General features: G+C 62.3%; 22 protein-coding genes. 20 read left to right on the top strand and 2 right to left on the bottom strand.

The annotated features are described in order from the left end of the window. Nucleotides 1-26: 26 nt before the first annotated feature. Entirely contained in the window at nt 27-941 is a 915-nt protein-coding gene (locus BM154_RS12400) for a LysR family transcriptional regulator (RefSeq protein ID WP_074884016.1), read from the bottom strand. A 213-nt stretch (nt 942-1,154) separates the two neighbouring features. Here BM154_RS12400 and BM154_RS12395 point away from each other — a divergent pair, with 213 nt between their 5' ends. The 10 genes from BM154_RS12395 (at nt 1,155) to rfbC (ending at nt 11,721) form a co-directional block, all read left to right on the top strand. Further along, complete coding sequence (locus BM154_RS12395; protein WP_074884013.1) at nt 1,155-2,240, top strand: 4-oxalomesaconate tautomerase; 1,086 nt, start codon at nt 1,155-1,157, stop codon at nt 2,238-2,240. A gap of 34 nt (nt 2,241-2,274) precedes the next feature. Next, nucleotides 2,275-3,537, top strand: coding sequence for an OprD family porin (locus tag BM154_RS12390; RefSeq protein WP_074884010.1), 1,263 nt, complete (start codon nt 2,275-2,277; stop codon nt 3,535-3,537). Between the two features lie 44 nt (nt 3,538-3,581). Further along, complete coding sequence (locus BM154_RS12385; protein WP_074884006.1) at nt 3,582-4,565, top strand: Bug family tripartite tricarboxylate transporter substrate binding protein; 984 nt, start codon at nt 3,582-3,584, stop codon at nt 4,563-4,565. A gap of 45 nt (nt 4,566-4,610) precedes the next feature. Further along, on the top strand, nt 4,611-5,066 hold the full coding sequence (locus BM154_RS12380; protein WP_074884003.1) for a tripartite tricarboxylate transporter TctB family protein: 456 nt from the start codon (nt 4,611-4,613) through the stop codon (nt 5,064-5,066). Between the two features lie 4 nt (nt 5,067-5,070). Continuing rightward, a complete protein-coding gene (locus tag BM154_RS12375) occupies nt 5,071-6,585 on the top strand; it encodes a tripartite tricarboxylate transporter permease (RefSeq protein WP_074884000.1) in 1,515 nt (504 codons plus the stop codon). Between the two features lie 50 nt (nt 6,586-6,635). Then, on the top strand, nt 6,636-7,610 hold the full coding sequence (locus BM154_RS12370; protein WP_074883997.1) for a D-2-hydroxyacid dehydrogenase family protein: 975 nt from the start codon (nt 6,636-6,638) through the stop codon (nt 7,608-7,610). Between the two features lie 292 nt (nt 7,611-7,902). Further along, complete coding sequence (locus tag BM154_RS12365; RefSeq protein WP_074883994.1) at nt 7,903-8,949, top strand: NAD-dependent epimerase/dehydratase family protein; 1,047 nt, start codon at nt 7,903-7,905, stop codon at nt 8,947-8,949. 75 nt (nt 8,950-9,024) lie between these two features. After that, nucleotides 9,025-9,801 carry a glucose-1-phosphate cytidylyltransferase gene (gene rfbF, locus BM154_RS12360; protein WP_074883991.1) on the top strand — a complete coding sequence of 259 codons (777 nt, stop codon included), beginning with the start codon at nt 9,025-9,027 and terminating at the stop codon, nt 9,799-9,801. A gap of 13 nt (nt 9,802-9,814) precedes the next feature. Then, on the top strand, nt 9,815-11,176 hold the full coding sequence (locus tag BM154_RS12355) for an NAD(P)H-dependent oxidoreductase (RefSeq protein ID WP_074883989.1): 1,362 nt from the start codon (nt 9,815-9,817) through the stop codon (nt 11,174-11,176). Further along, nucleotides 11,173-11,721, top strand: a complete 549-nt coding sequence (gene rfbC / locus BM154_RS12350) for a dTDP-4-dehydrorhamnose 3,5-epimerase (protein WP_074883986.1) — start codon at nt 11,173-11,175, stop codon at nt 11,719-11,721. Before BM154_RS12355 ends, rfbC begins: the two co-directional genes overlap by 4 nt. Here rfbC and BM154_RS12345 read toward each other — a convergent pair. Next, on the bottom strand, nt 11,713-12,756 hold the full coding sequence (locus tag BM154_RS12345; protein WP_074883983.1) for a glycosyltransferase family 2 protein: 1,044 nt from the start codon (nt 12,754-12,756) through the stop codon (nt 11,713-11,715). The genes rfbC and BM154_RS12345 overlap by 9 nt on opposite strands. A gap of 1,254 nt (nt 12,757-14,010) precedes the next feature. Between BM154_RS12345 and BM154_RS12340 the strand changes: the two genes are divergently transcribed. The 10 genes from BM154_RS12340 (at nt 14,011) to fcl (ending at nt 26,604) form a co-directional block, all read left to right on the top strand. Then, nucleotides 14,011-15,168 (top strand): outer membrane beta-barrel protein, encoded by a 1,158-nt coding sequence (locus BM154_RS12340; protein WP_074883980.1) that lies wholly within the window; start codon nt 14,011-14,013, stop codon nt 15,166-15,168. 129 nt (nt 15,169-15,297) lie between these two features. Continuing rightward, a complete protein-coding gene (locus BM154_RS12335) occupies nt 15,298-15,837 on the top strand; it encodes a polysaccharide biosynthesis/export family protein (protein ID WP_074883977.1) in 540 nt (179 codons plus the stop codon). A 2-nt stretch (nt 15,838-15,839) separates the two neighbouring features. Continuing rightward, complete coding sequence (locus BM154_RS12330) at nt 15,840-18,071, top strand: GumC family protein (RefSeq protein WP_074883975.1); 2,232 nt, start codon at nt 15,840-15,842, stop codon at nt 18,069-18,071. Nucleotides 18,072-18,117: 46 nt separating this feature from the next. Further along, nucleotides 18,118-18,843 (top strand): tyrosine-protein phosphatase, encoded by a 726-nt coding sequence (locus BM154_RS12325; RefSeq protein ID WP_074883973.1) that lies wholly within the window; start codon nt 18,118-18,120, stop codon nt 18,841-18,843. Nucleotides 18,844-19,077: 234 nt separating this feature from the next. Then, nucleotides 19,078-20,469: an undecaprenyl-phosphate glucose phosphotransferase gene (locus BM154_RS12320; protein WP_074883970.1), complete on the top strand. Its 1,392-nt coding sequence runs from the start codon at nt 19,078-19,080 to the stop codon at nt 20,467-20,469. A gap of 55 nt (nt 20,470-20,524) precedes the next feature. Further along, nucleotides 20,525-21,871, top strand: coding sequence for a UDP-glucose dehydrogenase family protein (locus BM154_RS12315; RefSeq protein WP_074883967.1), 1,347 nt, complete (start codon nt 20,525-20,527; stop codon nt 21,869-21,871). Between the two features lie 22 nt (nt 21,872-21,893). After that, complete coding sequence (locus tag BM154_RS12310) at nt 21,894-23,258, top strand: lipopolysaccharide biosynthesis protein (RefSeq protein ID WP_083414561.1); 1,365 nt, start codon at nt 21,894-21,896, stop codon at nt 23,256-23,258. A gap of 30 nt (nt 23,259-23,288) precedes the next feature. Next, entirely contained in the window at nt 23,289-24,437 is a 1,149-nt protein-coding gene (locus BM154_RS12305) for a glycosyl transferase family 2 (RefSeq protein ID WP_074883961.1), read from the top strand. 65 nt (nt 24,438-24,502) lie between these two features. Continuing rightward, nucleotides 24,503-25,627, top strand: coding sequence for a GDP-mannose 4,6-dehydratase (gene gmd / locus BM154_RS12300; RefSeq protein WP_074883957.1), 1,125 nt, complete (start codon nt 24,503-24,505; stop codon nt 25,625-25,627). 2 nt (nt 25,628-25,629) lie between these two features. Further along, on the top strand, nt 25,630-26,604 hold the full coding sequence (gene fcl, locus BM154_RS12295; RefSeq protein WP_074883954.1) for a GDP-L-fucose synthase: 975 nt from the start codon (nt 25,630-25,632) through the stop codon (nt 26,602-26,604). Nucleotide 26,605: the final 1 nt, after the last annotated feature.

The raw sequence follows: 26,605 nt of genomic DNA, 5'->3' as shown, positions 1-26,605 counted from the left end.
ATCACCTGCCCTCCTCGCTCCTAGGCCTATTTGTCCGTCCCCAGGGCGGTGTAGCCGGGCCATTGCTTGAGCAGTGTATCGACGAACTGCTCCGCGGCAGGCGACAGCGACGATCCATGGCGTCGCACCAGCCCAAGGGTACGGCTGATCACGGGATCGACGAGGGGGCGCTGTACCAGTATCGGATGATCCTCGGCCGGCATCGCCAGGCTCGGCATCGCGGCAATCCCCAGCCCTGCCTCCACCATGCCCAGGGACGTAGACAGGTGCTGTACCTCGTAGAACCAACTGGGCCGCCAGTCCAGATGCGCCAGACCATGATCGAGCAATACCCGGTTGCCACTCAGGCGACCGACGCCAATCAGCCGGTAGTCGCTAAGTTCACGCCAAGCCACCTGGGGCTGTTCGGCCAGCGGATGGTCACGCCGGCAGGCCAGCACGAAGGGCTCGTTGACCAGCGGCGTGAAATCGATCTCGGCGTGTTGACCGCTGAGCATGTTGATGCCGAAATCCGCCTCGCCGCGCAGCACGGCTTCCAGGCCCTCATGGGCACTCAGATCGAGGATGCGGATGCGGATCTTGGGGTACTGGCGATTGAACTCGCGGATCACCGTTGGCAGGAAATAAAACGCTGCCGTCGGGATGCACGCCAGCGTCACCTGCCCGGACTGACGCTCGGCCAGCTCGCGAATGCCCAGGATGGAGCGCTCGAAATCATCGAGCAGGCGCCGGGCCTTGGGCAGGAAATCCCGACCGACCGCGGTGAGGCTGACCCGCCGCGTGGTGCGGTCGAGCAGCTGGGTGCCCAACCCCTCCTCCAGCTTCTGCATGCGCCGGGTAAGGGCAGGCTGGGACAGGTGGATGGCATTGGCAGCTTCGTGGAAGTTGCCGAATTCAGCGATCTTGACGAAGGCGCGCAGGTCCTGAAGCTCATAATTCATGCAAAAAACCTATCAATCGATATTTTTATTTTGCAAAGCAGATTAGTCCATTCAAACCGCATTTGGCGATTGGCGCTCATCGCAAAGCCAGCGCTCGCGCATTAATGCAAATAACACATCAATTAAAGAAATATATGCAATTTACAAAACAAATCAAGCTGCTCACCATTTAGCAAAAGCAACAATAAGTAAATTTATTGCACTGGAGACATCATGCAATCCATCCCCTGCGTGCTGATGCGCGGCGGCACATCTCGAGGCCCGGTCTTTCTGGCCAACCACCTGCCTTCCGATATCGCCCAGCGCGACGAGCTGCTCCTCAATGTGATGGGCTCCGGCCACGAGCTGGAGATCGACGGTATCGGCGGCGGCAGCCCGCAGACCAGCAAGGTAGCGATCGTCAGCACTTCCGATCACCCCGACGCCGATGTCGACTATCTGTTCGTGCAGGTCATGGTCAACCAGCGGCGTGTCGACACCGCGCCCAACTGCGGCAACATGCTCTGCGCCGTTGGTCCGTTCGCTATCGAGCATGGTCTGGTCAACGTCAGCACGCCGGTCACCCGCGTGCGCATTCGCAATCTCAACACCAATACCCTGGTCGACTCGGAAGTGCAGACGCCCAAGGGCAAGGTGCGCTACGACGGCGACACCACTATCGATGGTGTGCCCGGTAGCGCGGCGCCGATCAAGCTGACGTTTCTCGATGCCGCCGGCGCCAAGACCGGCCAGCTGCTGCCCACCGGCAAGGTGCGCGATCACTTCGATGGCGTCGACGCCACCTGCATCGATATGGCCATGCCCATGGTGCTGGTGCACGCCGAAGCGCTGGGCAAGACCGGCTACGAAACCCCCGCCGAGCTGGATGCCGACACGGCGCTGCTCGAACGCCTGGAGCGCATTCGCCTGCAGGCCGGCGCCGCCATGGGCCTGGGCGACGTCAGCCAGATGGTGATTCCCAAGCCGGTGCTGCTCGCGCCACCGCGCAAGGGCGGCACCCTGTCGGCCCGCTATTTCATGCCCCACAACTGCCACCGCTCGATCGCCGCCACCGGCGCCATCGGCCTGGCCAGCGCCTGTGCCCTGCCCGGCAGCGTGGCGTTCGACATCGCCCCCGTCACCGGCGCGACGCTGGTGCGCCTGGAGCATCCAGGTGGCGAAATCGAAGTGTCGCTGGTGCCTGGCGAAGACGCGCGTCCGCAAAACATGCAGGCCTCGCTGATTCGCACCGCCCGCCGTCTGTTCGCTGGTGCTGTGTATGTGCCACAGGCCCTGCGAGGCACGGCCCGCAGGAACTGATGCCATCCAACGATGCCCTTACGAGTACCTAATAATGACAAGAAAACACCTTTTTCATGCCTCCGTTGCCCCTGCTGCCGTTCTGGCCGGCCTGCCTCTGGCCGTCGGCACGGCGCTGGCCGACGGTTTCATCGAAGACAGCAAGGCCAGCCTGGAGCTGCGCAACTTCTACCTCAACCGTGATTTTCGTGACGGCCCGGGGCAGAACAAGCGCGAAGAATGGGCCCAGGGCTTCATTCTCAATATGGAGTCGGGTTATACCAGCGGCACGGTCGGTTTCGGCCTCGACGCCCTGGCCATGCTCGGCGTCAAGCTCGACTCCTCGCCGGACCGTTCCGGCACCGCGCTGCTGCCACGCGACAGCAAAGGGCGCCCCGAAGACGGCTACAGCAAGCTTGGGGTGACTGCCAAGGTGCGCGTGGCCGAGAGCGTCCTCAAGGCCGGCACCCTGCTGCCGAAAATGCCCACCCTGCAGTTCAGCAACAGCCGCCTGCTGCCCCAGACCTTCGAAGGCTGGCAGGTACAGAGCAAGGATATCGAGCGCCTGACGGCCTCGTTCGGAGAGATTTCTCGCGTGGTGCAGCGCGACGTGTCTGGCTCCGCCGACCTGACGCTGAACAACAAGAACGGACGTTTCGGTGCCAGCCCGAGCAGCGACCACTTGCGCTTCGGCGGCCTCGATTACGCCCTGGCGCCCAACACCCAAGTCAGCTATCACCAGGGCCAGCTCAGCGACATCTATCGTCAGCACTTCCTTGGCCTGCAGCACACCCTGGCACTCGGCCCGGGCAAGCTGAAAGCCGACCTGCGCTACTTCAACAACAGTGAGAGCGGCCAGGCACGTGCTGGCGAAATCGACAACCAGGTGTACAACGCCATGTTCACCTACAGCCTGGTCGGCCATGCCCTGGGCGTGGGCTACCAGCAGATGCGCGGCGAAGACGGTTTCACCTACGTCAACGGCGCCACGCCTTACCTGACCAACTTCCTGCAGCTCAACGACTTCGCCGGACCCGACGAGCGCTCCTGGCAGGCTCGCTATGACTACGACTTCAGCAAGGTGGGCATCCCCGGCCTGACCTTCATGACCCGCTACGTGCGTGGCAGCGGCATCGACCTGGCCAACGGCACCACCGGTGCGGAATGGGAGCGCAACACCGACCTCGCCTACGCCTTCAGCGAAGGCCCGTTGAAGAACCTGAAAGTCACTTGGCGCAACGCGGCGTATCGCGCCAATTTCGCCCGAGGGATGGACGAGAACCGCCTGATTCTGAGCTACGCCCTGCCGATCTGGTGAACCGGCGGCTCACCTGCAAACAACTCCAATACAGGTATAACCCAATGAAATTATTGAAGAATCGATTCCTCTTGCCACTCGCCGGCGCTCTGCTGCTAAGCGGCCTTCCAGCGGCCCACGCCGATCAGCCCAATCGCCCCGAGTGCATCGCGCCAAGCAAGCCGGGCGGTGGCTTTGACCTGACCTGTAAACTCGCTCAGGCCGGCTTGAAAGACCACAAGGTGCTCAAGTCGCCGATGCGCGTCACCTACATGCCGGGCGGCATCGGCGCCGTGGCCTATAACGCAATCGTCGCCAACCGCCGCAATGATCCCGGCACCCTGGTGGCCTTCTCCGGCGCTTCGCTGCTCAACCTGGCATTGGGCAAATACGGTCGTTTCGACGAGAACGAAGTGCAGTGGCTGACCACCATCGGCACCGACTACGGCACCCTGGCGGTACGTGACGACTCGCCGTACAAGAATCTCGACGACGTGGTGAAGGCGCTGAAGAAGGATCCAAAAAGCATCGTCGTCGGCGGTGGCGGCAGCATCGGTGGCCAGGGCTGGATGAAGATCGCCCTGCTCGCCAAGGCCGCTGGCGTCAATCCGAGCGAGCTGCGCTACGCCGCGTTCGAAGGCGGTTCAGAGCATTACATGGCGCTGATGGGCAGGCACGTCGACCTGGTCACGGGCAGCGCCAGCGAAATCGCCTCACAGAAAGGCAACGACATCCGCACCCTGGCGGTATTCAGCGAAGAACGCCTGCCGGGCGACCTAGCCGAGATTCCGACCGCCCGCGAGCAGGGTTATGAAATTCAGTGGCCGCTGATCCGTGGCTATTTCGTCGGCCCGGAAGTACCCAAGGAGCAGGTGCAGTGGTGGCGTGAGGCGTTCGCTAAACTCAAGGCATCGCCCGATTTCGAACGCTACATGGTCGACCGTGACGTGCTGCCAATGTACGTGAGCGGCGCAGACCTGCAGGCCCTCGTCCGCAAGCAAGTGGCCGAGTACCGCGAACTGGGCCGCGAGTTCGGGCTGGTCGAATAAATCCCTTCCGGGAGAGCCGCTCGGCTCTCCTCACGGAGCACTACCATGCAAGACCGTATTTTTGCGGGCGTCAGCCTGCTGCTTTGTCTCGGCCTGTCGTTGGCAGCCTGGAGCTACCATGCGCCGTTCTCATACGAGCCTGTAGGCCCACGGGCCTTTCCGCTGCTGTTGCTCGTGATGATCGCCCTGGGCGCCATCTACCTGCTGTTCAGACCCTCACGGGCCAGTGGCGAAGGTGCCGAGCCCGCGCTGGATCGCCACGTGATTCGCAAGATCGTGCTGTGCATCGTTGCCCTGCTGATCTACTCCGCGCTGTTCGAACTGGCCGGTTTCATCATCGCCAGCACCCTGTTCGCCATCGCCATGGCGCGCCTGTACGAGGGCACCTGGAAAGCCAGCCTGACCTCCGGCGTGCTGCTCGCGGTGGGCCTGTACCTGCTGTTCGACAAAGCCCTCGACGTACCCCTGCCACTTGGCCTGCTTTCCGGCCTGGAGTTCTGACTGCATGGATACCTTCAGCTACCTGGGACAAGGCTTTGGCGTCGCCCTGAGCCCCTACAACCTGTTCACCGCCCTGTGCGGTACCCTGATCGGCACCATCGTCGGCCTGCTGCCGGGCCTGGGCCCGATCAACGGCGTGGCGCTGCTGATCCCGATCGCCTTCGCCCTCGGCCTGCCGCCGGAAACCGCACTGATCCTGCTCGCTGCCGTGTACCTGGGCTGCGAATACGGCGGTCGTATTTCCTCGATCCTGCTGAACATCCCAGGCGAGGCCTCGGCCGTGATGACCACCCTGGACGGCTACCCATTGGCGCGTCAGGGCAAGGCGGGTGTTGCCCTGTCGATCTCCGCCTGGAGCTCGTTCGTCGGCGGCCTGATGGCCACCTGCGGTGTGGTGCTGTTCGCGCCCCTGCTGGCGAAATGGGCAGTGGCCTTCGGCCCCGCCGAATACTTCGTGCTGATGGTGTTCGCCATCACCTGCCTCGCCGGCATGGCCGGCAACAAACCAATGAAGACCGCCATCGCCTGCTGCATCGGCCTGCTGCTGTCGTGCGTCGGTATCGATTCCAACAGCGGCGTGTACCGCTTCACCTTCGGCAGCCTGGGCCTGGCCGATGGCATCCAGTTCGTGGTGCTGGTACTGGGTCTGTTCTCGGTCAGCGAGATCCTCGTGCTGCTCGAGCGCACCCACCACGGTCAGAAGGCCATCGAAGCCAAGGGCCGCATGCTGTTCAACCTCAAGGAAGGCCTGTCGGTGCTGGCCACCAACCTGCGCAGCGGCGCGGTCGGTTTTGGCCTGGGCATTCTGCCGGGCGCCGGTGCGACCCTGGCCAGCGCCGTGGCGTATATGAGCGAAAAGCGCCTGGCTACCAAGGACAACAAGTTCGGTGAAGGCGATCTGCGTGGCCTGGCCGCGCCGGAAACCGCCAACAGCGCCTCTGCGTGCGGCTCACTGGTGCCAATGCTGACCCTCGGCGTGCCGGGCTCGGGCACCACTGCCGTGATGCTTGGCGCCCTGACGCTGTACAACATCACCCCGGGCCCGCTGCTGTTCCAGAACCAGCCGGATATCGTCTGGGGCCTGATCGCCTCGCTGTTCGTGGCCAACATCATGCTGATCGTGATGAACGTGCCGATGATAAAGATCTTCACCAAGATCCTTGCCGTGCCCTATTGGGCACTGGTGCCGGCCATCGCTATCATCACCTCGATCGGCGTCTACGCCGTACACGCCACCGCGTTCGACCTGTACCTAATGATTGGTATCGGTGTCGCCGGGTACATCTTGCGCAAGATGGACTTCCCGCTATCGGCGATTCTGCTGGGCTTCATTCTCGGCGGTTTGATGGAGCAGAACCTGCGTCGCGCCCTGTCATTGTCCAACGGTGATCTGAGCATCCTGTGGAGCAGTTCGATCAGCCTGGCCGTATGGGCATTGGTGGCGATGATGGTAGCCTTGCCCATCTGGCGAATCTGGCGCGCCCGCCGCAAGGCAGCGACCTTACAGAGCGCCAGCTAATCCCACCGAATCAGGCTCCTCCGGGAGCCTGAAGCGTTTCTGGAGCCGCCATGCATATCGTCATTCCCGATGATTACCAAGACGTCATTCGCAGCCTCGACTGCTTCGCCACCCTGGCCGGGCATCAGGTCAGCCTCTACCACGATGCCATGGACGATGCGCAGGTGCTCGTCGAGCGTTTTGCCGACGCCGACGCCCTGGTGCTGACCCGCGAACGCACCCGTATAGATGAAGCACTGCTGGCGCGCCTGCCGAAGCTCAAGCTGATCAGCCAGACCGGCAAGGTCTCCAGCCATCTGGATGTAGCCGCCTGCACCCGCCACGGTGTGGCGGTGATGGAGGGGCGCGGCTCACCCATCGCACCGGCCGAACTGACCTGGGCGCTGATCATGAATGCACGGCGCCAGCTGTTTCCTGCCATGCAGGCGATGTATGCCGGCAAATGGCAGATCAATCTGGGCCAACGCCTGGCCGGGCAGACACTGGGCATCTGGGGCTACGGCAAGATCGGCCAACGCCTTGCCCGTTACGCCCAGGCCTTCGAGATGCCGGTGCTGATATGGGGCAGTGAGGCGTCACGCCAGGCAGCCGTGGCCGACGGCCATCGGGCCGCCGAATCACGAGAGGCGTTCTTTTCCCAGGCCGATGTGATCAGCCTGCATCTGCGTCTCGCCGACAGCACCCGACACCTGGTAACCGTCAAAGATTTGGCTCATATGAAGCCATCGGCCCTACTGGTCAATACCAGCCGTGCCGAGTTGATTGCCCCGGGCGCCCTGCTCGACGCCCTCAACAGCGGCAGGCCAGGTTTCGCAGCGCTTGACGTATTCGAACAAGAGCCGCTGATCGACCCACATCATGCTCTCCTGCAGCACCCAGCCGTGCTCTGCACGCCGCATCTGGGCTATGTGGAGCGGGAGGGGTACGAGCTGTATTTCGCTGATGCCTTCGCCAACGTACTGTCCTATTTCAGTGGCGAAGCCTCCATGCTGGCCAATCCTGAGGTTCGTCCACGATCCTCATAGCGTGCAAATGTAAATTCTGTGAAGGCCTGCACGACGGCCCGCTGCAGCCCCTGAAAGCCTTAGAAACCAGGCTTTTCAAGGGCTCCAGGGTTCTCCAGGCGGGGTCGTGGGGTCAGTGCCGGGTCTAAACGAAAAGCCAATAAAATCAAATACATATAAAAATACCTTAATAATCAATGACTTAAGACCGCTAAACCATTCATCAGAAAAATTCAGCATTTTTCTGTCGCGGTAATATTATCTGGCCATCTATTGGATGCCGGTCCACCCCTGGACGGCGCAAGGATGGCATATGAAGATTCTCGTTCTGGGCAACATGGGCTATATCGGCCCCGCAGTGATCCGCGAGCTGGCTGCTCGCCACCCTTCGGCCGTCTTGCACGGCTATGACAATGCCTACTTCGCACATTGCCTCACTAACGCCCATACCCTGCCCGAACAGCGCCTTGCGCAGCAGTTCTTCGGCGATGTGCGTGACCTCTCGGAACAGGCACTGGCCGGCTACGACGCCGTGGTACAACTGGCAGCGGTGTCCAACGACCCGATGGGCGACCGCTTTGCCGGGGTGACCGCGGCGATCAACCAGGACGCCACCATCCGCATTGCCCGGGCCGCTGCGCGCGCCGGCGTACGCAATTTCGTTTTCGCTTCGAGCTGTAGTGTTTACGGCGTGGCCGAAGGCGGGCCGCGCACCGAAAACGATCCGGTCGCGCCGATGACCGCCTACGCGCGCTCGAAGATCGGCAGCGAGGATGCCCTCGCGGATATCGACGGAGAGATGGTGATCACCAGCCTGCGCTTCGCCACGGCCTGCGGAATGTCCGACCGCCTGCGCCTGGATCTGGTGCTCAACGACTTCGTCGCCGGCGCGCTCAGCGAAGGCCGCATCACGGTGCTCAGCGACGGTTCGCCCTGGCGCCCGTTGATCGACGTCGCGGACATGGCCCGCGCCATCGACTGGGCCATCCAACGCAGCGCCGACAACGGTGGGCGCATCCTGCGCGTGAACACCGGCAGCAACGCGCGCAACCATCAGGTTCGCGACCTGGCCGCCGCCGTGGCCGCCGCTCTGCCCGGTACCGAGGTAAGCATCAACACCGCCGCACCAGTCGACAGCCGTTCCTATCAGGTCGACTTCAGCCTGTTCGCCCGTCTTGCTCCCGATCACCAACCGCAAATGACCCTGGACAAATCCATCGGCCAACTGATCGCCGGACTCCAGGGCATGAATTTCGCCGACAGCCAGTTTCGCACCTCGCCCCTGATGCGGCTGCGGGTGCTGCAAGGCCATATCGACAGTGCTCGCCTGTCCGAGGATCTGCGCTGGTATTCCCGCTAGGGAGCACAGCGCGTTGCGGGGGCCGTCCGGCCCTATCGCGATTTCAGCGCCCTTAATCGAGAGAGCAATAACATCATGAAAGTAGCGATCTTTGCAGGTGGCTTCGGCACCCGGCTGAGCGAAGAGACGACGGTGCGCCCCAAGCCGATGGTCGAGATCGGCGGCAGGCCGATCATCTGGCACATCATGAAGATGTACGCGCACCACGGCTTCAACGATTTCGTGGTTCTCGGCGGCTACAAGGTCGACTATATCCGCGACTATTTCCTCAACTATCGCGCCCAGCGTACCGACTACACCATTGACCTGAAAACCGGCAGCATCGACTGGCTGGAGAGCGTCAGCGAGGACTGGCGCGTCACCGTGCTCGACACCGGTGCTGACTCGATGACCGGCGGGCGACTCAAGCGCGCCATGCGCCTGCTCAGCGATGGCCCCTTCTGCCTGACCTACGGCGACGGAGTCAGCGACGTCAACATTCGCCAACTGGTCGAGGTGCACAGGGCCTCGAAACGCTGGTGCACCCTGACCGCAGTCACCCAGCCCGGGCGTTACGGCGCGCTGCGACTCAACGAAGACCTTAGCCGTGTAGAGGCCTTTCGCGAGAAAGGCGCGGCCGATGGCGGCCTGATCAACGGCGGCTTCTTCGTCTGCCAGCCGGAAGTATTCGAGTTGATCGACGATGACCAGACCACCTGGGAAAACGAACCCATGGATCGTCTGGTCGAACTCGACATGCTTGGCAGCTATCACCATGACGGCTATTGGCAAAGCATGGATTCGCTACGCGACAAGATCACCCTGGAAACCGCCTGGGCCAGTGGCGCCCCCTGGAAACAGTGGAAGGACTGAAGGAGCCGCACCGATGATCATCGTAGACACCGCCCTGGCCAAACGCGAGGCCGAGGGCCGCCCCATTCGCGTGGGCATGATTGGCGCGGGCTTCCAGGGCAGCGGCATCGCCCTGCAGATACTCACCGCCACCACCGGCATGCGCCTGTGCGCCGTGGCCAACCGCAACATCGGCAGCGCCGTGGGCGTGTATGACCAGGCCGGTATCGAGCCGCTGCGCTGCGACACCCAGGCCGAGCTGGAACGGGCTATCGCCAGCGGCACGCCGGCGGTCACCGAGGATGCCCAGGCACTGGCATGCGCCGAGGGCCTGGACGCGATCATCGAAGTGACCGGCTCCATCGAGTACGCCGCCCATGCCGTACTGGCAGCCCTGCAAGCCGGCAAGCACGTGGTGCAGATGAACGCCGAGCTCGATGGCACCATCGGCCCGATTCTCAAGCACAAGGCCGACCAGGCCGGGGTCATCTACACCTTCTCGGATGGCGACCAGCCAGGCGTGCAGATGAACCTCTATCGTTTCGTCGCGGGGCTGGGCGTCAAGCCGGTGCTGTGCGGCAACATCAAGGGCCTGCACGACCCCTACCGCAACCCGACCACCCAGCAGGAGTTCGCGCGCCGCTGGGGCCAGAAGCCGGCGATGGTCGCCTCGTTCGCCGATGGCACCAAGATTTCCTTCGAGCAGGCCATCGTCGCCAACGCCACCGGCATGCGGGTCGCTCGTCGCGGCATGCTCGGCCCGGACTTTTCCGGCGGCAACCCGGGGGCGCCACTGGTGCCTATCGAGGACACCCTGGCAGCGTTCGAGTCGCACCTCGATCCCCATGAGCCCGGCCTGGTCGACTACGTAGTGGGCGCCCGGCCCGGTCCTGGAGTATTCGTCATCGGCACCCTGGAAAACCCGCGGCAGCGCCACTACCTGGAGCTCTACAAACTCGGCAAAGGCCCCTATTACAGCTTCTACACGCCCTACCACCTTTGCCACTTCGAAGTGCCCAACTCGGTGGCCCGTGCGGTGCTGTTCAGCGACCCGGTGCTGACACCCAGCGGCGGGCCGAGCGTAGGCGTGATCGCAGTGGCCAAGCAGGATCTGAGCCCGGGCGACAGCATCGACGATTTCGGTGGTTATCAAGCCTACGGCGTTGCCGAGAACATGGCGGCCATCCGCGCCGAGAGCCTGCTGCCCATCGGCCTGGCGCTCGGCTGCACGCTCAAGCGCGCGGTCGCCAAGGACACGGCACTGACCTTCGACGACGTGCAGTTCCCGGCCGGCCGCCTGGTCGATCGCCTCTATGCGGAACAGGAAAGCCTGTTCGCGCCAGACGCCGCCAGCACCTCAGGTTTTCGCACGGCCATCGGCCAGGAGTACCCATGATTTTTCACAGCACCACGCTCAATGATGCCTGGCTGATCGAGCTCGAGCTGCGCGGCGACGAACGCGGCTACTTCGCGCGCACCTTCTGCGCCGAGGCGTTCCAGCGCCACGGCCTGATAAGCCAGTTCGTCCAGCAGAACACCTCGCGCTCGGCGCGCCGCGGCACCCTGCGCGGCCTGCACTACCAGATGCAACCCTACGGGGAGGCCAAGCTGGTGCGTTGCACCCGCGGCGCCATCGTCGATGTGATCGTTGATATACGGGAAGACTCACCCACCTACCTGCAGCATGAGGCGTTCGAATTGACCGCCGACAACCATCGGCAACTGTATGTGCCACCGGGTTTCGCCCATTCCTTCCAGACCCTGAGCGATGATGTGGAGGTCAGCTATCTGGTATCGGCGTCCTACACGCCGAGCGCCGAGCGCGGCCTGCGCTACAACGACGAGCGGCTGGCAATCGACTGGCCGCTGGCCGTGACCACGCTGTCGGAAAAGGATGCGGCCTGGCCTCTGCTTGCCGACCGCACCGGGAAACTATATTGAGCGAGGCATCATTTCCGGCTGCAGGAAGCTGACCACCGGCCCCATTTCTTCGGCTGGCGCCGGTGCGGCCAGCTCGAAGCCGGGGCGCACCGCCTGCCGTACCTGCACGCGCAGCGTTGCCAGCGGCGCATCTGCCGGTTCGACCCGCGGCGAGAACGCCAACGCCTCCAGCAGCCCTACCAGGGTCACTCGGGCTTTGAAGAACTCGCCGGCAAGCAGCAGCTTGGCGGTACCCCACAGGCGATACGCCAGGGTTTTCAGCAACCGGCGGCGGCTGGCGTACTTGCGGGTGATGAACAGCTCGTTGCGCACGAAATGGCGGTGATAGCGGATCCGCGCCGGGCTCCTTTCAGTGCGGATGTTGATGGCCCCGCCCCCCTCCTGACGCAAGTGCAGCACCTTGCTGGCACCCACCAGGTAGCCTGGCGCATCCCGCGTCACGCGCAGGGTGAACTCGGTGTCCTCGCCCCAGATGAACATCGACGAGATCGGCACGCCATGCTCGGTCAGCGTTGCTCGCGGCACCAGGATGGACACGAAGGTGGCACGCGCCACCGGCATCACGCCCAGCTCCACCGTGGCCGGCCAGCACTCGTAATCGATACGGTTGCGACGCTGATCCAGCGCCGGTGAATTGTTGACCAGCCCCTCCTGCGTGTAGGCACCGGACAGCAGGAAGCTGCGCTTGATGTCCCGGGCGGCGAGCAACTCATCGGCCTCTACCAAACGCTGCAAGGCGTCGGGGCTGGGGATCACGTCGTCATCCATCATCCAGATGAAATCGGCGCCGCGCTGATAGGCCATGCGAAAGCCTGCGTTGAAGCCCCCCGAGGCGCCAACGTTGGCCGATAGCACATATAGTTCGAGATCCGCCAAGGCCAGATCCAGAACCATCTGCTCGGTGCCATCGGTACTGGCGTTGTCGATCACGATGATGCCGTCACAGGGTCTCGTTTGTGCGTACAACGCCTCCAGGCAGCGCTTGAGCAGGTCCTTGCGGTTATAGGTCAGAACTACTGCGTATATATGCGACATGACTCATCATCCTTAATCAGAGTTGATATCTCTTCGCCATTATGAATCCTGCCCTTTTACTGCTGGTCGCTAATGGAGATGTGAGACTGCAGGATCGGTTCAGGTAATCCGATAACCTGCCCTCGAAAAGCTGATGACCAACAGAAAACAGGCGCCATAAAAACGCTTACAATTGGAAATTGAACTTTTTAAAACAGCTATCACACGCATCTACTATGCATCTTTCAATGCTAATAAATACCTGCGCACCACACCTTTTCGACAACCACTTGTCGGATTTTAATCACCCTCACTTCACTAACCCACTGCCACTGGCGCACTGTCCACGATAAGGTAAAGAGATTTGTTGTATTGCGCAGCGTTGCCATATAACGGCGCGTGGCAGGAGCCTGAAATCCAGCATCCAAGATGCACCGATATGCAGCGCAAACAGCTACCAACAACCCGATTCGGTGCAGCGCGGCAGGATCAAAGCATTCTAAAGCGCCTGTGCAGGCTGGGGATCGGGCGCCCTGTCAGCAAACCAAGGCGACCACAGCCAGTCCTAACACGGCAGACTGCCCGGCATCATTATTTCGGGTTATCTATCAAACCAGGAAGATGGGCTGGTACTGCGGCACTAATAAAGGCGTAAGTTTCTGCGCGCATACCCTGACGCATTAATGGCGCCATTATTTTGCAAGTTACTCAGCGCAGACCTAAATAGCCGCAACACCTGCCTTGGAGCACCATTTATATAGGCCGCGGCTGCCGATAGAACCGCACGCAATAATCAGCTCGATTTCAATCATCCGCAGCGACTGACAATTCCGCCTGAGAAGCTCCTTACTCAAGGGGCATGAATATTGCTCAACTTATTAATAATGCTGTAACGCTGTCCTAGGAAAATGCGCAGCTGGATAACTAAGCGCCACTATTAGGCTCAGCAGCTTCAAGACGGTGGCGCTGTCAAGAACGATAACCTTGGGACATCGGCCCATGCTGCGGTGCTGCAGACGAATCGCCGATAATCGAAAGCCGCCAAATCGCTATTCGGGAGAGCGCGTTAAGTTCCATGTTTTTTTATCGGTTCGGCTGTGACGAGTTTCACTGCCCCCAGGGAACTTCTTACGGGAGCCGACAACCAATGACTCATGAAAAATGGCCGCAAGTCAATGCGATAGGTAACTGACATTCTCATGCCAGCTCCCTTTCGTCGCAATGCCAGACGGTTCTCCACACCAAGCGATAGACCCCGGGAAGGGATTTGGCACCATGAAACTCACCAAAATACTGACGGCTTCATTAGCAGGTACGCTGTCTACAGCCAGTTGGGCGACTGACCCACAACACATCGACCTGGCTGGGTTCGAGTTCACGCCAACCCTGGATGTCGGCGAAAGCTACGACAGTAACTACCGCGGCCTGAACAAAGCGCGATCTTCCTGGGTGACCAGCATCAACCCGAAATTCCTGCTCAGTGCCGAGACCCGCAATACCGGCTACCAGCTCGAGTACGAGCTCGATGATCAGAACTACCATTCCGACGACAAGGCCAGCCACACCGACCACCACCTGCGTTTTCGCAGCATCATGGAATTCGACTCGCGCAACCGCCTGCGCTGGAACCTGGGTTATCACCGCGTCGAGGAAACCACTGACGTGCAAGACCCCGACAAGGACGAAAACGACAAATACGATCGCGGCGTGGCCGGTGCCGTGTACACCTTCGGTACCCAGACCGGGCTCAACCAGATCGACTTCGGCGTCAACTACGAGTCCATCCGCTATCGCAACAGCGGCGGCCTGAACGATGACCAGGACCGCGACAGCACTACCTTGAACTCCGTCTGGTACCACCGCCTGGGTGGCAGCACCCGCTCCCTGGTCGAGCTGCGCCATACCGTCAATCAATACGTGCTCAGCGAGAGCGACCGCGACAGCACCGATGACGCCCTGTTATTCGGCGCCACCTGGGATGCCACCGCCAAAACCTCCGGCACCGTGCGCCTGGGCGCCCAGCGCAAGAATTTCGACAGCAGCAGCCGCGAAGACTACACCAGCCCGATGTGGGAAGTGGGTGTAGCCTGGGAACCGCGCACCTACTCCACCGTCAAACTCGACACGCGTCGTTCTTTCGACGAAGGCGAAGATGGTGCCAGTACCGTTCAGGACACCACCACGCGCCTGGGTTGGGAACACGAATGGTCGGCCTTCATCAGTTCGGAGCTGTTCTACCGCTACTCCGACCGCGACTACAAGGCAACCGAGCGCCAGGACGACCGTACCAGCTATGGCTTGGAGTTGACTTACTCCCCGCTGCGCTGGGCTGATGTATCGCTGGGTTACCGCCACACCGAAAACGATTCGAGCGTGCGGGAAAAATCCTATGACCGGAACATCTATCAGCTGTCGTTGAGCTTGAGCCTCTAACACCCGGGCTCCTCAACAGGGTGACGACGTCACCACCCCAATCAACCTTTTCCCGTTTGCCCTTGCAGGCGAACGGCGGGCGCCCTTTTTCCCGCGCCTGATGATCAAGCAACCACAAGGAGTATGCGGATGTCAGTCCACCATCTGTTCAAAGCCTTCTCGCTACTGCTGATGCTCGCATTCGCAGCCGGCGCGCAGGCCAACCCGCAGTATCGGCTGAGTTCCGGCGACGTGCTCAAGATCAGCGTGTTCGGCGAGCCCGATCTGTCTTTCGAGGAAATCCGCCTCAACGATGCCGGAACCTTCTCCTACCCGTTCCTGGGGGCGATCGAGGCCAGCGACAAGACCGCAGCCGACATCGAGCGCCTGATCACCGAGCGCCTCAAGGCCGATGGCTATCTGGTCGACCCGCGCGTATCGGTCAGCGTCACCACCTACCGCGAGTTCTATATCAGCGGCGAAGTGAAGGCCCCAGGCGGCTATCCCTATCAACCCGGCCTGACCCTGGACCGCGCCATTGCGCTGGCTGGCGGTCTGACTGAACGTGCCTCGACCAAACGCATCACCATCGCCCGCGGCACGGGTGAGTCCCGCGCTTCGGAGAAAGCCACGCTCGACACCCTGGTCAAGCCGGGTGACACCATCACCATCGATCAAGGGTTCTTCTGAATATGAACAGTCCTGCACGAACGATCCGACAGTGGCAGCCATCGCCCTCGGAAGCAGATAGCGATTACATCGACCTGCGACGCATCTGGAATGCGGTATGGATGCGCAAGTGGGCCATTGCCCTGTTCGTCGTGGTGGTCACCCTGATCACCGCCGTCGCGGTCTCGCGCATGACGCCGATCTACCGCGCCGTCGCCACGGTGATGATCGAGACCAAGGGCACCCAGCTGGTGTCCTTCCAGCAGGTCACCGACACCACCGGTGCGGTCAATGAATACCTGCAGACCCAGCTCGGCCTGATCAGGAGCCGTGTAGTGGCCGAGAAGGTGGTGCGTGAGCTCAACCTTACCGAGCACCCGGACTTCGATCCCCGCCAGCAGCCACAGCCACTGATCAACTTCGGCTCCGTGGCCCGCGGCCTGCAGAGCGCGTTGTCGGTCACCGGCCTGGTGGACGAGCCCGAGCCGGCCAAGCCGATGAGCGAAGCCGAGCTGCTGGACATCGTCACCAAGATCGTCATGGATCGCACCACTATCTGGGTCGAAGGCAAGAGCCAGCTGGTCAACATCTCCGTCGACCTGCCCGATCGCTTGACCGCCGCGGCGATCGCCAACTCCCTGGCCAGCAATTACATCGACAGCCAGCTCGAAGCGCAGATGGAGATGTCGCTGTCGGCCACCACCTGGATGAACACCCGCCTGACCGAGCTGCGCAGCTCGCTGCAGGAAGCCGAGAATCGCCTGCAGGCCTATCGCGAGGCCGAGGGCCTGGTGGACGTCAACGGCGTGGCCACCATCAGCAACAACGAACTGTCGCTGACCGGCGACCGCATGATCGACGCCCGTCGCCAGCGCGCCGAGGCGGAAAGCCAGTACCGTCAGGTGCAGTCCATGGGCAGTGGTGACTGGCGTCGCCTGGCCAGCGTGCCGGCAGTACTTGGCAACCCGCTGATCCAGCAATTCAAGTCCGAGGAAGCCCGCGCGCGCGCCAAGGTCGAGGAGCTGTCGCGTCGCTACGGTGATCGCCACCCGGCCATGCTCGCCGCCAAGTCCGACCTCAGCGCCGCCTCGGCAAGCCTGCGTGCCCAGGTCGAACAGGTGGTCGCCAGCATCGAGCGCAACTACCAGCTCGCCGTGGCCAACGAGAACTCGCTGAACGCCTCGTTCGACAAGAACAAGGAGCAGATCCAGGACATCTCGCGCAAGGAATTCAAGGTGCGTGAGCTGACCCGCGACGTGGAAAGCAATCGCTCGCTGTACGAGACCTTCATGACCCGCCTGCGCGAAACCGCAGCCACTCAGGACGTCAACTCCAGCAACGCGCGGATCATCGATCAGGCCATCGCGCCGCTGCAGCCAGCCGCGCCGAACCAGAAGCTGCTGATCGTCCTGGCCGCCGGCCTGGCACTGGTGTTCGCCGTCGCCCTGGCGATCGTTCGCGACATTCTCAACAACACCTTCAAGAGCGCCGACGATGTGGAGAACAAGCTGAACCTGCCGGTACTCGGCATCGTTCCGCTGATCACCAACAATACCAAGTACACCGCGGCGCACCTGTTCGAGCATGGCGAGGATCCACGCTTCTGCGAATCGATCCGCACCATCCGAACCAGCCTGATGCTGGCCGACACCTCGCGCCCGCAGAAAGTACTGGTGGTCACCTCCTCCTCGCCGGGCGAAGGCAAGAGCACCCTGGTGGCCAACATGGCGTTCGCCCTCAGCCAGCTGCAGCGCGTGTTGCTGATCGATGCCGACCTGCGCCGCCCGACCCTGGCCAAGAGCTTCGACTTCCCGGTCGGCACTCCCGGCCTGGCCAACCTGATCACCGGCAGCGCCAAGGTCGAAGAGTGCATCCACAACATGGGCACCAACCTGGACATGCTGCCGGCCGGCGCCGTACCACCGAACCCGCTGGAGCTGCTGGCCTCGCCGCGCTTCGCCAAGTTCCTGGAGATGATCAAGGAGCGCTACGACCACATCATCATCGATTCACCGCCCAGCCAGGCCGTGAGCGATGCCGTACTGCTGTCCACCTTCGCCGACTCGGTGATCTATGTGGTCAAGGCCGACGGCACCTCTATCCCGCTAGCCCAGCGCGGCGTTGGCCACCTGCTGCAGAGTGGCGCCTCGGTGATGGGCGTGGTGCTCAACCAGGTGGACGTGGAAAAGGCTGCGCGCTCCGGCGATTACAGCGGCTACTACGACCATTATGGCTACAGCGACCGCAAGGCCTGATTGCCAGCATGACCCACTACCAGCGCATGACAGCAGGAGGTGCCTGATGATCGATCTGCATAATCACCTGCTGCCGGGCATCGACGACGGCCCGGCAGACCTGCCGACCGCGCTGGACATGGCACGCATGGCAGTGGCCAACGGCATCAGCCACGTGGTCTGCACGCCGCACATCCATATCGGCCGCTACGAAAACGACAGCCGCAGCATCGCCGAGGCCTGCAGCCGCTTCAACAGCGCGCTGCAGGAGGCTGGCATCGACCTCAAGGTCGGCGCCGCTGCCGAGGTGCGCTTCTCCGGCGAGCTGATGACCCGCGTGCTGGACGGCAGCATTCCGTTTCTCGGCCAGTGGGAAGGCAAGAAGGTGCTGCTGCTGGAGTTTCCCCACGGCGAGATGCCCTTTGGCGCCGAACGCCTTAGCCAGTGGCTGCTCGACAAGGGCGTGGTGCCGATCATCGCCCACCCGGAGCGCAACAAGGCGCTGATGAACAACCCGGGCAAGCTCAAGCCGTTCATCGAACAGGGCTGCCTGCTGCAGGTGACCGCCGCTTCTGCCGCCGGTCGTTTTGGCGAACGCGCCATGCACCTGGCTCACGAACTGCTGAGCAATCGCGTGGTCAGCATTATGGCGACTGATGCCCATAACCTGGATCACCGCCCTCCCCTATTACAAGAAGGCCTCCTGCAAGCCGCCCGGATCCTGGGCGAGAGAGAGGCCGAACGTCTGGTCATCGACACGCCCTGGCGCATCGCACACCAGCACTTCGCTTAGTTGACTGCCTGATAACGCGTGCCTGTGGGTTCAGGCCGCAGGATTCGTATTTGTTGGAGGTTGGAAAACCATGCGTCGAGAGTTCAGTTTCAGGGCGCAACCCTTTCAGCAGGCGCTACCGCGCTGCACGACCCTGGGCACGCCCGCCATTGCTTCACCCAAGGACATGTCGCCTCTCGTGCGTTTTCCGGAGGCCACTTACTTCATCGAAGATTTGCACGAGGATCGCCGCAAATGATTTCCAAACGGATCAATCCTGCCGAGAACCGCAGGGGACTGACGTTCTGGGGTCAATGGACCTGCGCCATTACTCTGGTCAGCATGCTGCTCTGCTACCTGGTCGTACAGCGCTACGGTGACGTCCCCACCGAGTACCGCCTGCTGATCGTCCTCACGGTGCTGGGTTCGGTGCCGGCCTATGGCCTGCTGCGCGTGTACCACAAGCGCTTCGGCTACCTGACCGGCCTGGCCCACCTGCTGGCCGGCTGGCTGACCCTGCTCGCCGGCCTGCTGTTCATCGCCTACTTCAGCCAGAGCCTGGAGCGCTTCTCCTTCGAGATCATGCGTGAATGGGCGCTGCTGGGCTTCCTGGCCCAGGCCATCGCCTTCATCCCGCTGCGCTACTTCGCCCGTCTGCACTCGGAGAAACTGCGCAACGAGCGCGTTTCACTGATCATCGGTTCCGGCGAGAAAGCCCATGAGCTGGCCGAACGCCTGACCGCCAACAACCGCGTGCCGCTGGTCGGCCTGATCGCTTCCAGCGACGATGCCCATACTCAGGACGGCCGCTTCCCGATTCTCGGCAAGCTGCAGGAGCTGCGCGACATCACCGAGCAGCACGGCGTGCGCCGCGTGTACATCGCCCTGACCCTGGACGAGATCTCGCACATCGAGAAGCTCTATATCGACCTGTTGGACATGAGCGTGGACGTGGTCTGGGTACCGGACTTCGGCAGCATGCCGCTGCTCAACCAGTCGATCTCGCAGATCGAGCAACTGCCGGCCATCTACCTCAACGAGAGCCCGATCAGTTCGCACCCGGCGGCGGTCTTCAGCAAGGAGCTGATGGATCGCACCCTGGCCTTCCTCGCGCTGGTGGCTCTGAGCCCGGTGTTCATCATCGCGGCCATCGCCGTGAAGCTGTCCTCGCCCGGCCCGGTGTTCTTCCTGCAGCCGCGTCATGGCTGGAATGGTGGCGTGATCCTGGTGTGGAAATTCCGCTCGATGCGCATGCATGACGACCAGAAGGTCAAGCAGGCGACCCGTGAAGATCCGCGCATCACCCCGGTCGGTCGCTTCCTGCGGCGCACCTCGATCGACGAGCTGCCGCAACTGTTCAACGTACTGCGCGGCGAAATGTCCCTGGTCGGTCCGCGCCCGCATGCCGTGGCCCACAACAACTACTACAGCGACAAGATTCTCGCCTACATGGCCCGTCACCGTCTCAAGCCGGGTATCACCGGCCTGGCCCAGGTAACCGGTCATCGTGGTGAAACCGAAACCCTGGAAAAAATGCAGCAGCGTGTGGAGAAGGACCTGGCCTACATCAACAACTGGTCGTTGTGGCTGGACATCAAGATCCTGGTGAAAACGCCCTTCACCCTGTTCTCCCGCGACATTTATTGACCGCGCCCGTTTTGGCGCACGTAACGATTAACGCTCACTCAAGGAAAGTTTATCCATGAATATCACTGTCGTTGGAACCGGCTACGTCGGCCTCGTCACCGGCGCTTGCATTGCCGAGATGGGCAACACGGTTGTCTGCGTGGATGTCGATCCGAAAAAGATCGAGAACCTCAAGAAAGGCATCCTGCCGATTTACGAGCCGGGCCTGGAAACCGTGGTGGAAGAGAACTTCGAGGCCGGTCGCCTGTTGTTCACCACCGCGCTGCCAGAAGCCATGGAGCAGTCGGACATCATCTTCATCGCCGTCGGCACCCCTCCCGGTGAGGATGGCTCGGCGGACCTGCGCTACGTGCTGGAAGTGGCGCGCCAGATCGGCAGCCTGATGACCCGCCACACCACTGTGATCAACAAGTCCACCGTTCCGGTAGGTACCGCCGACCTGGTGCGCGCCGAGATCCTCGAGCAGCTCGAGCTGCGCGGCAAGGACATCAGCTTCGATGTGGTCTCCAACCCGGAATTCCTCAAGGAAGGTGCCGCGGTCGACGACTTCATGCACCCGGACCGCATCATCATCGGCACCGACAGCGAACGCGCCCGCCAGGTGATGAGCGAGCTGTACGCGCCGTTCATCCGTAACAACCCGCGCATCAAGTTCATGGGCGTGCGCGATGCGGAAATGACCAAGTACGCGGCCAACGCCATGCTGGCCACCAAGATCTCCTTCATGAACGAAATCGCCAGCCTGTGCGACCGCCTCGACGTGGACATCGAGAACGTGCGCCTGGGCATCGGCTCGGACCAGCGCATCGGCTACCACTTCATCTATGCCGGTTGCGGCTATGGCGGCTCGTGCTTCCCGAAAGACGTCAAGGCGCTGATCAGCATCGCTCACCAGAACGACTTCGAGCCCAAGCTGCTGCAGGCCGTCGAAGCGCGCAACGAGCAGCAGAAGCAGTCGCTGTTCAACAAGCTGGCCGCGCATTTCGAGGGTGACCTCAAGGGCCGCACCTTCGCCGTATGGGGCCTGGCGTTCAAGCCTGGCACCGACGACATGCGCGAAGCGCCGAGCGTGGTGCTGATCAACAGCCTGATCAACGCTGGAGCCAAGGTCAAAGCCTTCGACCCGATCGCCCGCGAAACCGCCGTGCGTGAGTTCCCCGAGCACTGGTTCAACGAAGGTCGCCTGCAGATCGTCGACGGCCAGTACGAAGCGGCCATCGATGCCGACGCGCTGGTGCTGGTCACCGAGTGGAAGCCGTTCCGCCGCCCGGACTTCAAGGCCCTGAAAAAGCTGCTCAAGCAACCGCTGATCATCGACGGCCGTAACCAGTACGACCTCAGCCAGGTGACCCGCGAAGGTTTCGACTACTACGGCATCGGCCGCAAGCAAGTGAACGGCTGAGACCCTTCCGACAGTGGACGTCATGGAACCTGAAGTCACCACCCCAGCCGCCCTCCGGACGCGCTTCTGCGCAGCCGGCAGGGCGGCATTGCGCAGCCCCGTATTGCGCAACATCGTCACCGTGGCGTCCGGAACGGCCGGTGCGCAAGTGATCACCCTGGCGCTGATGCCGGTGATCACTCGCCTCTACGGCCCCCAGGCGTATGGCGTGCTCGGGGTGTTCATGAGCCTGGCGTTCATGGTCATCCCGATTGCCGCCCTCACCTATCCCATCGCCATCGTATTGCCCAAGCGCGATGCCGATGCCCGTGGTCTGATTCGTCTCTCCCTGCTGATTGCCGCTGGTTTTGCCCTATTCGCCGCAGGCTTGATTGCCCTGTTTGGCGAAGCGCTGGCCGCCGCGGCTGGGGTGACGCAGATCACCCCTTTTCTGATGCTGCTGCCGCTGGTGCTGCTGGCCAGTGCTGCACTCGAAGTGACTCAGCAGTGGCTGATTCGCAAGCAATGCTACCGCCTCACTGCCGGTGTGGCGGTACAGCAGGCCCTGGCCCACAACGGCCTGCGTATCGGCGTCGGCCTGTTGCACGCCAGCCCCGCGGCGCTGCTGCTGAGCACGGCTGTCGGGCCGCTGCTGCATACCCTGATGCTCAACTGGTCGCTGCGCCGCAGCCCCCTCGCACGGGCCACCCAGGCGGCTGGCGAGGCGCCGCCGCTCGGTACTCGCGAACTCGCCGCGCGCTACCACGACTTTCCGCTCTACCGCGCCCCGCAGATGCTTATCAACGCCGTGTCGCAGAACCTGCCGACGCTGGTGCTCGCCGTGTTCTTCGGGCCGGTGGCCGCCGGTTTCTTCGCGCTGTGCAAGCAGGCGTTGAACGTGCCGACCCAACTGCTCGGCAAGTCCGTGGCAGATGTCTACTACCCGCGTATCAGCACAGCGGTGCACGAGCGCCAGCCGGTCGCCGCCATGCTGGCAAAGGCAACGGCAGCGCTGGCCCTGGTGGGCCTGCTGCCCTTCGCCCTGGTGTTCTGCTTTGGCCCGCAGCTGTTCGCGCTGGTATTCGGCGAGCAATGGGCAGTGGCCGGTGAGTACGCGCGCTGGCTGGCCCTGGCCGAATACATGATTTTCGTCAGCCGGCCCTGCGCAGTGGCGGTGCCCGCCCTTGCCCTGCAGGGCCAATTTCTCGTCTTTGAAGTGCTCAGCACCGTGCTGCGCATCGCTGCCCTGATGGCTGGCGCGCTGTTCCTGCAACAAGCCGGGCAGACCGTCATGGCGTTCGCTGCGGCGAGCATCCTGATTTACCTGAGTCTGATTGCCAGCGTGCTGTTCGCCGCACGCCGCTGGCATGCCACGGCGGATCGGCAGATGCCCCGTGACCGTTCCTAACCCTTTTCATCAGAGACTGGCTTCGATCCTATGACAGCACCATTGCCCACTATCGTCGTCATCGGCTACAACCGGCCGAAAAGCCTCAGCCGCCTGCTCGGCTCGTTGCTCACGGCGCGCTATCCCGAGGGCGACATTCGCCTGGTTATCAGCCTCGACAACTCCGGCAACCCGCAGCCGCGCCAGGTTGCCGAGGCCTTCGACTGGCCCCACGGCGAGAAGCGCATCATCGCCCACCCGCAGCGCCTGGGGCTGCGCCAGCACGTACTGAGCTGTGGCGACCTGACCGAGCAATACGGCGACGTGATCATCCTGGAAGACGACCTGTTCGTTTCACCGTTCTTCTACGACTACACCAGCAAGGCCCTGCAGGCCTATGCCGATGACGCCGGCGTGGCTGGTATCAGTCTGTACAGCGTGCAGTTCAACCAGACCGTCGACCTGCCTTTCATGCCGATCGACGATGGCGACTCCCACGTGCATTTCATCCAGATGGCCGCGTCCTGGGGCCAGGCCTGGTCGCGCCGGCACTGGCAGGGTTTTCGCCAGTGGCTGGAAAGCAATGGCACCGACATCAGCCATATCGAGGGCATCCCGGCGGACATTCGCGGCTGGCCGGAGTCCTCATGGCTCAAGCTGTACACCGCCTACATCATTTCGAAGGATCTGTACTTCGTGTACCCGTTCCGCTCGCTGACCACCAACTTCGGCGACCCGGGACAGCACTTCAACATCGCCTCTTCACGCTTCCAGGTGCCGATCCAGCAGCAGCCGGTCGACTATAGGTTCGCCCGCCGCGAGGACAGCCTGTCGGTCTACGACGCCTATTGCGAGCTGCTGCCATCGTGTTTCAAGCGCCGCAATCCGCTGCTCGCCGATTACGACTTCACGGTCAATCTGTACGGCAGCAAGACCTGCAAAGGCCTGCAATTGACCCGTACCGAGGCCCGTGGCCTGCACAATTTCAGCCTTTCCATGAAGCCCATGGAACTGAGCATCCTGCACAACATCGAAGGTGAGGGCCTAGCCCTGATCGACTCCGCCGACCTTGTCAGCGACAGCAAATCGCAACAGAAGGCGCAGTACGACATCTACCGTTTCTTTTACAAGTTTCCGTCGGTGCGGATCATTTTTCTCGGCGTTATGGAACGCCTGCAATTGCTGCTCAAACGCGCCTGATCCACCGACCGCGCGCAGCGATTTGGCTACAGCTCTCTAATCAATTGGACATCGCAGGTATCGCAATGGAACAGAAAAAAGCACTCATCACCGGTATCACAGGTCAGGACGGCTCCTACCTGGCCGAGTTCCTGCTGGAGAAGGGTTACCAGGTGCATGGCATCAAGCGCCGCGCATCGTCTTTCAACACCCAGCGCGTGGATCACATCTACCAGGATCCGCACGTCGACAACCAGAACTTCATCCTCCACTACGGCGACCTCAACGACTCGTCGAACCTGACCCGCATCATCCAGGAAGTGCAGCCTGACGAGGTCTACAACCTCGGCGCACAATCCCACGTAGCGGTCAGCTTCGAAGCGCCGGAATACACCGCAGACGTCGATGCCATGGGTACCCTGCGCATCCTCGAGGCCATCCGCCTGCTGGGCCTGGAAAAGAAAACCCGTTTCTACCAGGCCTCCACCTCCGAGCTGTACGGCCTGGTGCAGGAAACCCCGCAGAAGGAAACCACCCCCTTCTACCCGCGCTCGCCCTACGCGGTCGCCAAGCTGTACGCCTACTGGATCACGGTCAACTACCGCGAAGCCTATGGGATGTACGCCTGCAACGGCATCCTCTTCAACCACGAGTCGCCGCGCCGTGGCGAAACCTTCGTGACCCGCAAGATCACCCGCGGCCTGGCCAACATCGCCCAGGGCCTGGAGCCTTGCCTGTACATGGGTAACATCGACTCGCTGCGCGACTGGGGCCACGCCAAGGACTACGTGCGCATGCAGTGGATGATGCTGCAGCAGGAGCAACCGGACGATTTCGTGATCGCCACCGGCGTGCAGTACTCGGTGCGTGAGTTCATCACCTGGTCGGCGGCCGAGCTGGGTGTGCACCTGCGCTTCGAAGGCAGCGGCGTGGACGAGCAAGGCATCGTCGAACGCATCGACGGTGACAAGGCCCCGGCCCTCAAGGTCGGCGACGTGATCGTGCGCATCGACCCACGCTACTTCCGTCCTGCCGAAGTGGAAACCCTGCTGGGCGATCCGACCAAGGCCAAGACCAAGCTGGGCTGGACGCCGGAAATCACCGTACAGGAGATGTGCGCCGAGATGGTTCGTGAAGACCTCAAGGTCGCCCAGCGTCATGCCCTGCTCAAGGAACATGGCCACGACATGCCGGTCTCCGTGGAGAACTGAGCATGAACGCGCTTCTTGATCAGCGCATCTTCGTCGCCGGCCATCGTGGGATGGTCGGTTCGGCGATCGTGCGCCACCTGCAGAGCCAGGGCTACCAGAGCATCGTCACGGCGCCACGCGAAAGCGTGGACCTGGTCGATGCTGCCAGCGTGAAGCGTTTCTTCGCCGAGCAGCGCATCGACCAGGTTTACCTGGCCGCGGCAAAGGTCGGCGGCATCCACGCCAACAACCAGTACCCGGCCGACTTCATCTATCAGAACCTGATGATCGAGGCCAACGTCATCAACGCCGCCCACGAAGCTGGCGTGCAGAAGCTGCTGTCACTGGGCAGCTCGTGCATCTATCCGAAACATGCCGAGCAGCCGATGCGTGAAGAAGCGCTGCTGACCGGCGTGCTGGAGCCGACCAACGAGCCCTACGCGATCGCCAAGATCGCCGGCATCAAGCTGTGCGAAAGCTACAACCGCCAGCATGGCCGCGACTACCGCAGCGTGATGCCGACCAACCTGTACGGCCCGCACGACAACTACCACCCGGAAAACAGCCACGTCATCCCTGCCCTGCTGCGCCGCTTCCATGAAGCGACCCTGCGTGGCGACGATGAAGTGGTGATCTGGGGTAGCGGCACGCCGATGCGCGAGTTCCTGCACGTCGACGACATGGCCGCGGCCAGCGTCCACGTGATGAATCTGGATGAAGCCACGTACCAGGCGCACACCCAGCCGATGCTCTCGCACATCAACGTCGGCACCGGCCAGGACTGCACCATTCGCGAGCTGGCGGAAACCATCGCGCGGGTCACCGAGTTCCAGGGCCGCCTGAGCTTCGACAGCAGCAAGCCCGATGGCACGCCACGCAAGCTGATGGACGTTTCGCGCCTGGCCAAGCTTGGCTGGACGGCGAGCATCGACCTGGAAACCGGTCTGCGTGACGCCTATCGCTGGTTCGTCGAGCACATCGACGATGTGCGCAGCTGAC

This window comes from Phytopseudomonas argentinensis (genome assembly GCF_900113905.1).
GTDB classification, from domain to species: domain Bacteria; phylum Pseudomonadota; class Gammaproteobacteria; order Pseudomonadales; family Pseudomonadaceae; genus Aquipseudomonas; species Aquipseudomonas argentinensis.
The sequence above is the reverse complement of the archived record's forward strand: the minus strand, read 5'-3'. Positions and strand labels throughout refer to the sequence as shown.